Annotated in this window: 13 protein-coding genes; 4 read left to right on the top strand and 9 right to left on the bottom strand. The window is 36.5% G+C overall.

Going from position 1 to position 13,409, the window contains the following annotated elements:
- Nucleotides 1-6 precede the first annotated feature (6 nt).
- The 8 genes from LGB01_02985 to rplI all read right to left on the bottom strand — a co-directional run bounded on the left by LGB01_02985 (nucleotide 7) and on the right by rplI (nucleotide 7,277).
- The gene (locus tag LGB01_02985) at nucleotides 7-1,146 is read right to left on the bottom strand and encodes a secretin N-terminal domain-containing protein (protein ID MCB4753179.1); all 1,140 of its coding nucleotides are present in this window, start codon (nucleotides 1,144-1,146) and stop codon (nucleotides 7-9) included.
- A 71-nt stretch (nucleotides 1,147-1,217) separates the two neighbouring features.
- The gene (locus tag LGB01_02980; GenBank protein MCB4753178.1) at nucleotides 1,218-1,634 is read right to left on the bottom strand and encodes a hypothetical protein; all 417 of its coding nucleotides are present in this window, start codon (nucleotides 1,632-1,634) and stop codon (nucleotides 1,218-1,220) included.
- A complete protein-coding gene (locus tag LGB01_02975; GenBank protein ID MCB4753177.1) occupies nucleotides 1,634-2,287 on the bottom strand; it encodes a hypothetical protein in 654 nt (217 codons plus the stop codon). Before LGB01_02975 ends, LGB01_02980 begins: the two co-directional genes overlap by 1 nt.
- The gene (locus tag LGB01_02970) at nucleotides 2,284-3,828 is read right to left on the bottom strand and encodes a hypothetical protein (protein ID MCB4753176.1); all 1,545 of its coding nucleotides are present in this window, start codon (nucleotides 3,826-3,828) and stop codon (nucleotides 2,284-2,286) included. Before LGB01_02970 ends, LGB01_02975 begins: the two co-directional genes overlap by 4 nt.
- A gap of 146 nt (nucleotides 3,829-3,974) precedes the next feature.
- Nucleotides 3,975-4,877 (bottom strand): GTPase Era, encoded by a 903-nt coding sequence (gene era / locus LGB01_02965; protein MCB4753175.1) that lies wholly within the window; start codon nucleotides 4,875-4,877, stop codon nucleotides 3,975-3,977.
- 58 nt (nucleotides 4,878-4,935) lie between these two features.
- Nucleotides 4,936-6,264, bottom strand: coding sequence for an ATP-dependent protease ATPase subunit HslU (gene hslU / locus LGB01_02960; protein MCB4753174.1), 1,329 nt, complete (start codon nucleotides 6,262-6,264; stop codon nucleotides 4,936-4,938).
- Between the two features lie 39 nt (nucleotides 6,265-6,303).
- On the bottom strand, nucleotides 6,304-6,834 hold the full coding sequence (gene hslV / locus LGB01_02955; protein ID MCB4753173.1) for an ATP-dependent protease subunit HslV: 531 nt from the start codon (nucleotides 6,832-6,834) through the stop codon (nucleotides 6,304-6,306).
- On the bottom strand, nucleotides 6,834-7,277 hold the full coding sequence (gene rplI, locus LGB01_02950; GenBank protein MCB4753172.1) for a 50S ribosomal protein L9: 444 nt from the start codon (nucleotides 7,275-7,277) through the stop codon (nucleotides 6,834-6,836). The genes hslV and rplI overlap by 1 nt, the downstream gene beginning before the upstream one ends.
- Nucleotides 7,278-7,377: 100 nt before the next feature.
- Between rplI and LGB01_02945 the strand changes: the two genes are divergently transcribed.
- Together LGB01_02945 and LGB01_02940 are read left to right on the top strand one after the other, a co-directional pair.
- Complete coding sequence (locus tag LGB01_02945; protein MCB4753171.1) at nucleotides 7,378-9,327, top strand: M3 family metallopeptidase; 1,950 nt, start codon at nucleotides 7,378-7,380, stop codon at nucleotides 9,325-9,327.
- Between the two features lie 12 nt (nucleotides 9,328-9,339).
- The gene (locus tag LGB01_02940) at nucleotides 9,340-9,855 is read left to right on the top strand and encodes a hypothetical protein (protein ID MCB4753170.1); all 516 of its coding nucleotides are present in this window, start codon (nucleotides 9,340-9,342) and stop codon (nucleotides 9,853-9,855) included.
- Nucleotides 9,856-9,908: 53 nt separating this feature from the next.
- Here the strand turns inward: LGB01_02940 and LGB01_02935 are convergent, their stop codons facing one another.
- A complete protein-coding gene (locus tag LGB01_02935; GenBank protein MCB4753169.1) occupies nucleotides 9,909-11,156 on the bottom strand; it encodes an argininosuccinate synthase in 1,248 nt (415 codons plus the stop codon).
- 162 nt (nucleotides 11,157-11,318) lie between these two features.
- On the opposite strand from LGB01_02935, the gene LGB01_02930 reads away from it, so the two are divergent.
- A complete protein-coding gene (locus LGB01_02930) occupies nucleotides 11,319-12,008 on the top strand; it encodes a plasminogen-binding N-terminal domain-containing protein (GenBank protein MCB4753168.1) in 690 nt (229 codons plus the stop codon).
- Nucleotides 12,008-13,396 carry an FAD-binding protein gene (locus LGB01_02925; protein ID MCB4753167.1) on the top strand — a complete coding sequence of 463 codons (1,389 nt, stop codon included), beginning with the start codon at nucleotides 12,008-12,010 and terminating at the stop codon, nucleotides 13,394-13,396. The genes LGB01_02930 and LGB01_02925 overlap by 1 nt, the downstream gene beginning before the upstream one ends.
- Nucleotides 13,397-13,409: the final 13 nt, after the last annotated feature.

The raw sequence follows: 13,409 nt of genomic DNA, 5'->3' as shown, positions 1-13,409 counted from the left end.
CTTGGGCTAGAGATAGATTTTACATCTCCTTGTGTACCAAGTACTAGAAGATTGAATCTTGTAAAATAATTCTCGTCCCACACTTATCATTGCTGGCTGATTGTTTAAGGTCATGACTCTTGGGCTAGAGATAGATTTTACATCTCCTTGTGTACCAAGAAACTTTATTACTTCTTGTACTTGAGCATGTCCGGTAATACTTATAACACCTGCATTAGGTGGAGTGATACTTTCCCCAAATGGATTAATATTTGTCCCAGTATTTGCCACAAATTCGGTATCAGTAATTCCTTGAACTGCATCAAATGCATAGGATGCAATATTGTTTTGTACCATACCCAGAGAGTTTGCTGTAAAATTCTGCAATGAGTGCAATTGTGACCAGTCAATACCGGTTTTACGACTATCATCAAGTATTACAGAAAGAATCCTAACATCAATAAGAACCTGTTGCTTAATCTGTTTACTGAGTGTATGAATATATTTTGCAACCCTATCAATTTGTCTCTGCGTACCTGTAACAGTGATCATACCTGCTTCAGGATTAACAATAGGTGCAAGTGGATTGTACTCCCATACCTTACCATCCGAACCTTTCCATTCATCCCCGCTGCGGGTATAGTGCATGCTTTCATCAGCTGCCCCCACCAAGACTCTCTGCACCTCCTTCTCAACCGTTTTCCAAAATTGAAACTTGTCATTGCTCTCAATAGTAATTCCTGTTTTAGAAAGATTCTCACCATCTTTGCTGCCACCACCTTTTCCACCAGAACCTCCCTGTGATGAACTAGAATTTTGAGAATTAGCAATTGTTACATTTGCCGTACTCTTTCCTATCCTCTGACCAGAAATATAGTGCATCTTAAATGTTCTTGTAATTAAGTATGAGATTTTCAGCTTGTTTCCAATTAGTGTATAGTGAAGATCATTGTCCTCTAAAACTGTATTGAGAAATCCTTTTAATGTACTATTTTTTAGTTTGACGTAATAAAAATTTTTTTTCATACGTTGTTGTGTTGCTTCATCTTTGATGATAACCGTTAATGCACAAGTATCTGCCAAATTTTCAATCACATCTTCTATTGTTAGTTGACTATCAATAGTGACTGAAAAAAGTTTATTGGAGCAACTGCTAGCTGATGCCACATTCATAAAACCTAATATAAAAATATTATATTATGGCAAATCTTATTTCTTTAAATTTTATATTTTTCATTCTATTTTCTCTCTTTTATCGTGATAAAATTATCTTTCGGTTTGCGAAAAAATAACTTCTTGATTGAGTCACCATTTCTTAGTACAGCACCATGTTTTCCAATATACTTTACTGTATATTCAAGTACTTTATCATCAACCTTTTTCCACCCATCATTAATGTATGCCCTGTTAGACATAATTGCATGCAGTACTATTCTGGATTCTTCTTTTTTAGATGAATTGATAGTCATTGAGTCTTGCCTATTTTTACCAAACATAAACGGTTCTTTTGTGTGCTTCAAGGTCTCAATATCAATACCTTCACGACCTTTACGTTTTAAATGTATTTGTTCGACCATCTGCTCTATTTGCTTAATACTCAATTCAGCATGAAGCAAACCTACACTCCCAAGTATAGTCATAATTAGTTTTTTCATTAATGATTAATCCCCCATACTGAAATATTGATATCAGCAATCACCAAAGATGAATTGATATCCATCCTAATATCAGTACCATACACATCGGTTACAAGTACATTTTGTTCCATATCATTTAGAAACATTACAATATTTTTATAACTGCCTTCACACCCTATGCTCACCTCCAATACATGCCCAAAACTTCCATTATTGTCTACATACTGGTTGTGGATATATTTCAAATTTATATTACGTATTTCAGCCTTTTTGGTAATAGAATTTAAGAAAATTGACCAACTTTTTTGGTTAAACAGCATATCTGATAATTTTTGAAGGTTAATATCGATAGATTTAAGGTCTTGCTCTTTTTTGACTATATATTTTTTCTTTTTAGCAATATCTACAATATATTTTTTAACATAAAAATCACGATCACCGTTAATGGTAATACTATTGAGGTATGCTGTATTATCCTGAATACTTTTTTGTACTGTTTTTTTTGCTATTTTGCTATTTTTATAAAGTTGTTCCGTGTAGGGGAAAATCTGATTATATACAAGATAGACAATAATGATGGCAACCCCCAAGATAATTACCCATTTTTCACTCTCTTTCTTAGACGAAAAATAGGTATCCATGGCTTCTAGCTTATCTTCTAAAATTTTCATTTAAACTCCATCTTCAATATGCCTCGATAGTACCCACTCCTAGGGTCTCTCTCAATTAATTTAATACTAATCCCTTTAATGTCATTAACATGTATTTCTGAGATATATTTAATTAACTCTGTTAGTTTTCTATCATTTGAACCAGATAAAAAGAGTTTTACGATATTCTCTTTGGTTCTTATCTTATCAACGTAAAGTCCAAATTTATGTAATTCATTTGCCAATACATAAAAGGAATCAGACTTAAGACGATAGTCTACTTTTTTATGATAAATTGCTTTAAGTGTCTTTGTTTTTTTATTATAAAATGTCGATAAATAATTCAACTTTTTGTCGAGTTTTTCTAGCTCTGCTCTCTTTTGATTTAATATATTTTTATACTTAGAAACTTGCTTTTGCAATATTTTATTTTGGTTTATGAGTACATCAGTTTTAACATCATTGATATAAGTGGCCATAAGATTATAGAGTGGCCAAGAAAGCCCAATGAGTACTGCTGCAGATGTGGCAATAATAAACTGACCACTTGCACGATTAGTAAATGCTGGAAGCCTAGCATACATAGGTATCTTTAAAACCTTATGCTCGCCCTCTAGATGTATCATTGCCGTTAGTAGCATCAGAGATTGTAGCTGATCAACATATTGTTCATCACTATTGACCTGATAGTCAAAATTAAGATCTTCAGAAGGAAGTCTCAAGCAGTTGTGACCATGTTCACTCAAGCCAACAATTGGTCCTTTAGCACTTCCAATATAAACACAGTCAATAGAATCAAGCTCAAACGCCCGCTTAGTGTAGATAATAATATCATTAATAATGACAAACATCTCTTCAAATATTTTTATAAAATTTTGTTGATATATGGTATCTTCTGTTGCCAAACCCTCTCTCTTCAATATTGAAAAAAAGTGGTTCTTGTCTACCTGCTCACCTTCAATTTCGCAAAATTTATCATAAATTTGCTCCAAAGAAAAATCTATAGACTTTGAATAGATATACTCACCATTGGCATAGAGTGTCACGAATGCATCATTACGAGTCAAATAGACAAAGCAGTGTGTGCACGATTCACAATCCAATATCTCTTTTTGATAGAGTGCCCTAAAGAGCAGTGGTGCAGGGGTAATTAAATCAATATATTTTGTCTCTTTCTTGATAGGAAAATAGAGACTTTCAAGCTTTTCTGTTTCAGAGACAAAAAAATGAAAAGCCCTCTCTTTTTCAGTATCTTTTGTCTCATATGAAGTGACAACATAATCACCTTCTAGACTAAGCCCAAGTTCCTCAAATACCTTAATTTCAAGTACATCATCTAAATCTTCATCTGGTACACTCTTGCTAACCCGTGCAAGGGATGTGATAAAATCTTTATTACTTAAATATGAAATGATAAGGTTTGTTTTATTGAAGGTTAATTTTTTTAAAGGTCTAAAAGTACCTTCTGCATAGATATAGTTCTGATCAGTATATGCATTTATTGTAGCAATATTCTTTATGTCAGATTGTGGTTCTTGTGGTTTATTTTTTTTAAAAAACATATCTCAGCTTTCTTAAAGTCGTTGGTTGATTATATATATAATAATATTAAAAGTATCTTGGGAAGAGAGATAAAAGATTAAAAAAATAATTTTCTTAACTTAAAATTAAACTAAAACCCATTATTTAAATAGGAATATATGGGACATTAAACAATATATCCAAACTCTTCAAGGCTCTTTCTGCTTTTACTCCATCCTTTTTTCACTGAGACATACAGATCAAGGAAGATCTTTTTTCTTGAAAACTTCTCCATCACTTCTCTAGCATGCTTGCCAATACGTTTAATCCCTATACCCTTTTGTCCAACAATCATTCCCTTCTGGGTCTCTTTCTCGACAATAATGGTTGCGTGCACACGATCAATATGGTCTTCTTCATAGATTTTTTCAATAAGCACATCACTCTCATAGGGAATCTCATCACTCATATTCTCAAAAATTGATTCACGAATAAACTCTTTATAGATATCTCGTACATTGTCTGTAGTTAATATCTCTGAATCAAAAAGCCATGGTGATCCAGGTAGATATTTTGTGATTTCATTAAGTAACTGCTCTTTACCAATATTCTTATTGACAGAAAAAGGAATGATTGCTTCAAATTTATCTTGGTACCTCTGGTACTCACTAAGTTTTTTGAGAATCTCCCCCTGTTTGGTATAATCAATTTTAGTAAGGACTATAATATGTTTAGTTCTTTTAGACTCATTAAGTATTAAAAATTTTTTATATTCATCTAGCTTGTCTGTTACTGGTATCAGAAAAATAATAAGGTCACTGTCACCCATCGCCTTGAGTGCCTCATCAAGCATAAACTGATTGAGTAAACGCTCTTTCTTATGGATACCTGGTGTATCAATAAAAATAATCTGTGCACTCTCATGCATCACAATAATATTCATACGCTTACGTGTTGCCTGTGCTTTTTTAGAGACCATTGCCAATTTTTCACCAGCAAGATGGTTAAGTAGTGTACTCTTTCCTGCATTGGGTCTTCCCACAACTGCTACAAAGCCTGCTTTGGTTTCTTTGTTTTTTGAACCAAACATTATTTCCCTATTTTTTTATCAATTTACCACTTTTATCTATGTGCATAGTACTACTATTTTACAAAATATATCTTGTCATATCCTGATCTTCTACCACACTACCAACCTTCTCTTCAACCAATATTTTTGTTACAGTATAGGTTTCACCTTTACGAGCATCTGCCTCAAAACTAATCTCCTCAACAATTTTCTCCATCACAGTATGCAATCGTCTAGCACCAATATCTTCAGTCTTTTCATTGGCAAGCAGTGAATAGTGTGCAATAGCCCTGATTGCCTCTTCTTCAAAAATAAGCTTAACCTCTTCAACTGCCAATAATGCTTGGTATTGTCTAATTAATGAACTTTTAGGCTCAGTTAAAATACGGTAAAGTGCTTCTTCATTGAGGCTCTCTAGTTCCACACGTAGTGGAAAACGTCCCTGCAATTCAGGAATAAGATCACTCGGCTTACTTAAGTGGAATGCTCCTGCAGCAATAAAAAGTATATGATCTGTCTTAATTGAACCAAGTTTGGTATTGACAGTAGAGCCCTCTACAATGGGTAACAGGTCTCTTTGCACTCCCTCTTTACTTGGATCTTGTCTGCTTTGAGATGTTGATGAAACAGCAATTTTATCTACCTCATCAAGAAAAACAATACCACCCTTTTCTACCTTCTCTCGTGCCAGCTCTTTAAGCTTCTCTTCATCAAGCAGCTCCTCACTTGCCTCATGTTCTAGTATCTTCTTTGCCTCAGAAACCATTATCTCTTTTTCGGGGCCTTTCTTGTCGTAGCCACCCAATACCTTAACAATAGACTCCTGCACCTGTATCATCTGTGGTGGCAAACCGTCTTCTGGAAGATCAGCCTTACGTGGCATATTAACTTTTACCATCAGATGATCAAGCTCCCCTTTGGCAAACTTTTCCTGCATGCGTAAAAATGAAGCATCATATTCTGCTTGCTTCTGCTCGCTTGCACCTACAGGCAGTGGTGGTAACAACTTTTCAATAATCTTATTCTCAATATAGTTAGCAATTTTCTCTTTATGCTTTATATTTTCTGTCTCACGAACAATTCCCATTGCCATTATAGCAAGATCACGTATCATTGACTCTACATCACGCCCAACAAATCCCACTTCAGTATATTTGCTTGCCTCTACTTTAATAAATGGTAGTTGCATCATCTTTGCCAAGCGACGAGCAATCTCAGTCTTCCCAACACCAGTACTTCCAATCATCAAAATATTCTTTGGTATTACATCTTGCTGCATCTCTTCACTTAACTGCATCCGTCTGTAGCGATTACGTAGTGCAACGGCAATTGTCCTTTTGGCACTATTTTGTCCAATGACATATCTATCAAGGTATGTCACAATCTCTTTTGGTGTTAAATTGTCCACTTTTTTCTTTCCTTCTTATATAGGGCGATAAACCTAATCTTATAGTTCTAATATTTTAATATTGGTATTTGTATAGACACAAAGCTCTCCTGCAATCTGCAATGACTCCTTCACCAGATTGACCGGCTCTAATGATGCATGCTTATCTAGTGCACGTGCTGCCGAGATAGCATAGTTTCCCCCACTACCAATAGCTGCAATCCTACTGTCTTGAGGTTCAACCACATCACCTGTTCCTGAAAGAATGAAAATATGCTCCTTATTAAGTACAATCATCATTGCTTCAAGCTGGCGTAGGTGCTTATCTTTACGCCATGCTTTAGAGAAAGCAATCACTGATTTAAAAAGATCGCCACGTTTTTCATTTAAAAATCCCTCAAACATATCAAAAAGATTGAAGGCATCTGCAGTACTTCCAGCAAAGCCTGCAAGTATTTTTCCCTCATAAAGAGTTCGTATTTTAGTGGCATTACTCTTCAGTACCGTATCACCAAAAGTTACCTGCCCATCACCACCAATGACTGCTTTTCCTTCACCCTTATAGCCAAGTATGGTAGTTGCTTCAAACATTAGACGCCCACCACTTCCACTTTCAAGATCGCGTGTATACCATGACCTAGTTTGGCATCAACTTCATGAATACCTGTGGACTTAAGTGCTTTTTGAAGATTAATATGTTTCTTGTCAAGTATAATACCAAGCTGTTTCTCAATAGCAATAGCAATATCAGTATTTCCCACAGAACCCTTAATGCCTACAGGTGCTATCTTCTTTTCAATACGAATTGTTGTCTTCTCAAGTACTTTTTTCTCTTTCTCTAGACGTGCAAGCTCCTCTTCAGCCTCTTGCTTTATCCGTGCTTGCTCCACTTTCCAGCTCTCTACTACTTCAGAAGTTGCCAATTTTGCCAACCCTTTATTGATAAGAAAATTTTGACCATAACCATCTTTGACCTCTTTAATCTCACCAGCTTTTCCTAGTGTTTTAACATCTTTGATCAACAATACTTTCATCAAATTTTCCTTGTACTAAATAATTAGATATTATTTTATCCTAAATATGCTAATGTGTATGATACAATCACAAAAATTTAATTTCAGTAGGCACACCATAATGTTTCAAACTTTTCAGATAGAGAATTTAAATTATTTTCCTAAATCACTTGAAGTGCTACTTCAACAACAACGCAAGAAGATTAAAGCAATTACTCAAGACAGTGACATAGACTATGAAAAGGTACTCAAGCCATTACAGGACCTTGATGAGGAACTAAATCTCTTCTTTTCCCCACTTTCCCATCTTAATGCAGTAATGAACTCAAAAGAGACACAAAAAGCCTATGAAGCCTCCCTGCCAATACTCTCAAAGTTCGACTCAGAGATGGCACAGAATGTACCACTTTTCAAAAAGATAGAGAAACTTAACAGTGGCAACAGTGAGCAACAAAAAGTCATTGAAAACAATATTCGTGACTTTAGGCTTTCAGGTATCAACCTACCTAAGGCAGAGAAAAAACGTTTAGAGGAGATCAATCTCGAACTCTCTAAACTCTCTAATGCCTTTTCACAGAACCTTCTTGATGCTACCAATGCCTATGAGCTTATCATTGAAGACAAGAAAGATGTGGCAGGAATGCCACAGACAGATATTGATGCATCCGAAACAGAGATAGAGGGCAAAATTGTCTATAAGTTCACTCTACAAATCCCAAGCTATCTTGCCTATATGACCTATGGCTCCAACAGATCCTACAGAGAAAAACTCTACAAAGCCTACAGCACCCGTGCTCCCCAAAATGCAGAGGTAATAGACCACATACTCTCACTCAGGCAAGAGAAAGCAAAAATACTTGGTTTTGAGAACTATGCTCTCTATGCACTTCAAACACGTGATGCCTCTAGTGAGGAAGAGGTTCTAGGGTTTCTTGATCATCTTACTAGTTCTGCCTTGCCTCAAGCAAGAGAGGAGTTTAAATCACTCAAAGAGTTTGCCAAAAAGATAGATAACATTAATAGCCTTTCTAGCTACGACGTTGCTTACTATTCTGAAAAACTTAAAAAAGAGAGGTTTGACTACGATGATGCAATGACGAAGCCTTATTTCGAACAACAGCGTGTCCTTGATGGGCTACTTACAATTATCTCTGAACTCTTTGGTGTTACCTTTAAATACACCAATGTGCCCACATGGCACAACTGTGTTAAAACCTACGATATATTTGAAAATGAGAAACTCTCAGGACGTATATATTTCGATCTTGAAGCACGCCAAGAGAAGAGTGGTGGTGCATGGATGAATGACTGGGAAACCCACTTTGTTGATACAAAAAACAAAACACACCTTGCCTCTGCCTTTGTTGTCTGTAATTATACTCCCGCAACAAAAGATACTCCTTCATTATTGCGACACAATGATGTGGTTACTCTTTTCCATGAGATGGGACATGCTATCCATCATCTATTTGGAAAATGTAAAGAGCGTTCCATCTCAGGCATCAATGGTGTAGCATGGGATGTAGTAGAGTTCCCTTCACAATTTTTAGAGAATTTTGCTTACGAACCTACTATTATCAAACGTTTAGGCTTCCACTATAAAACAGGGGCACCTATCCCCAATGATCTTGTTTCTAAAATAAAAGAGACTAAAAACTTTCAAGCCGCATTAAGTATTCTACGGCAAGTGGAGTTCTCTCTTTTTGACTTTAAATTACACCAAGCACTCTACCAAGGCGATGAGATACAGGTATTACTTAATAACATTAGAGAAAAAACTACTTTACTTAAGCCACCAAGCTACAACAAATTCCAGCATAGTTTCTCTCATATTTTTGCTGGTGGTTATGCTGCAGGTTATTACGCTTACAAATGGGCAGAGGTACTCAGTGCTGATGCCTTCTTTGCTTGCCTTGGTAAGACAAAAGGCTTTGATGAAGAGAAAGCAAAAGGATACAAAAGATATATCCTCAATAGTGGGGGTATTAAAGAAATGGGTGAACTTTACACTGAATGGCTTGGACGAAAACCACAAATAGAAAGTCTTATCAAACTCTATGAAATGACATAAAAAGAGAAAGAAGTGAAAGAGTATGTCTACCTATTATTAACTATTGTTGCCCTTTTTGGAATTGTTTTTATTGGTGCAATCTTCTCTCCAACCTTTGAGGAACAAAAAAACTTTCTTGAACTATTTTATTTTGGTGGATCTATCCTATTTATCTTCTCTGTATTAATTGTTTTTGCTACAATTGGTTTTCGTTCTTTTGCTATCTATGGTGCCATTATCATCGCTTCAATTATGGCTCTTTACGGTACAGAAGTAGCTTTACTACTTTTTATGTTTGGTTATGTGGTATGGAGTTTTGTTTTTTCTATGGAACTGCTTCTGTTTTATTATGGGCTAGAAAGTGCTCGAAAATGGTTCAAAAAATACTACACTTTCAAGATGTTTCAATACGAATATTATCTTTTCTATCCTATGCTCTTTATTACATATCTCTTTTTAGAAATAGTTCCAAGCCTTTTCTATCGGGAACCTCTTTCAGTATTTAAACCATCTTATACTTTTGAGGCAATGAAAAAACTCTTGACATAATATATTGCTTTTAAACTACAGCATAACCCATTTGGGTATTTATGCTTCTCTCTTTATGATATTTTTTTAACCAATGAAGCAATACGCTCAGGCTGTTTTTTTCCTTCAATAATAAACCGTAGTGCATTGAGCCGAATGAACCCTTCAGCATCCTTTTGGTTATAAACATCATCAGCCTCAAAAGTAGAGTGCTCTTCAGAATAGAGTGAATTCTCAGATTTGCGACCAACAATTACCACATTTCCTTTATAGAGCTTAAGACGCACTTCTCCATTAACTTGCTCCTGTGTTGCATCAATGGCTGCTTGCATCATTTTACGCTCAGGAGACCACCACAAACCATTATAGATAAGCTTGGCATACTTTGGCATCATCTCATCTTTAGCATGTGCCTCTTCACGATCAAGCGTAATGGACTCAATAGCACGATGTGCCTTAAGCATAATGGTTCCACCTGGTGTTTCGTAACATCCGCGTGCTTTCATGCCTACCATACGGTTCTCAACAATATCAATACGTCCTATTCCATGTTTTTTACCAAGTGTATTAAGTGTTTCAAGAATAGTTGCTGGACTCAGCTCTTTACCATTAATTGCTACAGGATCACCATGTTTGTAAGTAACGGTAATATACTCTGGTTTATCTGGTGCCTCTTCGGGGGAAACAGACCAAAGCCACATATCCTCTTCAGGTTCATTGTATGGATTCTCTAGCCACTCACCCTCATAAGAGATGTGCAGAAGATTTGCATCCATTGAATAAGGCTTTGGTTTACCCTTGCCGTCAATATCAATACCATGGTTTTTAGCATACTCAAGTAACTTAGTGCGAGAATTAAGATCCCACTCTCTCCATGGTGCAATAACTGCTATGTCTGGGTCAAGTGCAAGGTATCCAAGTTCAAAACGTACCTGATCGTTCCCTTTTCCTGTTGCCCCATGAGAAACAGCATCTGCACCTGTCTCATGTGCAATTTCAATCTGCTTCTTGGCAATAAGTGGGCGTGCGATAGAGGTGCCAAGCAGGTACTCTCCTTCATAGATTGCGTTGGCTCGAAACATTGGAAAAACAAAGTCTTTAACAAACTCTTCTCTTAGATCAAGAATAAAGATATTCTTAGGCTTAATACCCATATCAAGTGCTTTCTGGCGTGCAGGCTCTACCTCTTCGCCTTGTCCAAGATCTGCAGTAAAAGTTACCACTTCACAACCATATTCATCCTGTAGCCACTTGAGAATAATACTGGTATCAAGCCCACCAGAATAAGCCAATACCACTTTTTTAATCTCTCTCTTTGCCATCATTGCAGCCTTGTATTAAAATAATATTTTGCGATTTTATCACAATCTTGGTTAATGCTCACATGCCCCCCAAGAAGCCTATAATATATCTATATCGCAAAGCGGGTTTTTTTAATCTTTTGGCTGTATAATCCAAAAGATACTTTATTTTAAAGGATTGCTATGCAAAAGATCATTTTGATCATGCTTTTGGCACTACCTCTTTTTGCAAGATTTTTTCCTCCAACAGTACATACAACTGTTGCCTCTGTCTTATCAAATGGTACAGATATAAAATTAAATAGGCCATTCCCTATTAATGGCATGAGTGGTATTGTGATTCATCATTATGGCAATGATCTTAAGGCAATTACTGGGTATATTACCCAAGTCTCTTCGAGTGGCATAGGTAAACTGGTAGCCAAAGAGATTATTCACCATGAAAAACTTCCTACCATTAAGACATCTATCTCAAAAGGTGATGAAATCATTGGTGGATACCTTTATAACAATATACTACTTTTAGCCCCTAATGCAAATACCTATACAAAAATCACCAAGGCAGTATCTAAAAAATGGATTCATCCTGATCTCTTTGCTGCATTTCTTTCAGAGTTAGGAGAGGGCTATCCTACCAAAGCCAATCTTGCACTTTTTGCCAAACAATATCAGGTTGGGCTTATTTATATTATCAAGAAAAATAGTGCTGTACTGCTTGACCCCATCTCTGGAAAAATTGTTGGCAAAAAGGCTTTCCACAATACGTCTCAAAAAACACAGTTTCCATTTTTTATGCATTTTGATGAGATCCAAAGTGGATGGTTTTCTAACAGTACCTCTAAAGACTATTATAAGACTATGGAGCAATTTTAATGCTTGACCCTCAACATATAAAGGCCCTTCAAGAGCTTGTTGGCAAAGAGAATGTTTATAGCGACAAAGCACATATGATTGCTTATAGCTATGATGCAACCCGTACTCGTTTTGAGCCTGATGCAGTCATTTTCCCACGCAATGAAAAAGATATTAGCCATATTTTATCCTACTGCAATCATCACCATATTGTCATTACACCACGAGGTGCAGGAAGTGGATTTACTGGCGGGGCATTGCCTATCAATGGTGGAATCACCCTTGCAATGGAAAAGCATATGAATAAGATTCTTGAAATTGACATAGAAAACATGGTTGCCGTAGTACAGCCTGGTGTTATCAATATGGATCTACAGAATGCTGTCGAAAAGATAGGGCTATTCTATCCACCTGATCCAGCGAGTGAGGAGTACTCCACTATTGGTGGAAATGTAAGTGAAAATGCAGGGGGAATGCGTGCAGCCAAATATGGCATTACGAAAGACTATGTCATGGCACTACGTGCGGTACGCACCAATGGTGACATTATCCGTGCAGGGAAACGTACTATCAAGGATGTAGCAGGCTACAATATTTCTGGTATTCTCATTGGTTCAGAGGGAACACTTGCAGTCATTACCGAAATTACTGTCAAACTTTTACCTAAGCCAAAGTTTCGAAAGGCCTACATGGGAGTATTCTCTTCAGTTGAAGATGCAATGAAAGCTGTTTTTAAATCTCTTGCAAGTGGTGCCAATCCAGTTGCAATGGAGTTTATGGATGCACTTGTTGTACAGGCACTCAAGGAGAAGCTTAGTATTAATCTTCCCAAGAGTGCTGGTGCGCTACTTATTGGTGATGTGGATGGCAATGTTATCGAAGAGGTTAATTTTCAACTTGAAATTCTTGAAAAATCTTTCAAAAGAAATGGTGCACAAGATTTTACAGTTGCTCACACCGATGAAGAGCGAGATAAACTCTGGTATGCTAGACGAAATGCTTCTCCTTCTATTACTATTTTTGGTAGCAAAAAGCTCAATGAGGATATCTCTGTACCACGCAGTATGCTACCTGAAGCACTCAATAAGATCTATGAAATAGGTGAAAAGCATGGGTTCAAGGTCCCCTGTTTTGGACATGCGGGCGATGGCAATATCCATGTCAATGTGATGGTTGATGGATCAGATGAAAACCAACTTGAAAAAGGGCATAAAGCGATTGAAGAGATTTTTGAGCTTGTTGTGGAGATGGGTGGCACACTCAGTGGAGAACATGGCATTGGTACCTCTAAGGCACCATTTATGAACATTGCCTTCAATGAAATAGAACTACAGCTCTTTAGAGATATTAAAAAAGCATTTGATCCTAATAATATTCTCAATCCAGGGAAAATGGGACTCCCCCAATAGCATAAATCAAGCA

Source organism: Sulfurovum sp. (assembly GCA_020525365.1).
Taxonomy (GTDB): Bacteria; Campylobacterota; Campylobacteria; order Campylobacterales; family Sulfurovaceae; genus Sulfurovum.
This window is presented reverse-complemented; position numbering and strand designations above follow the sequence as displayed.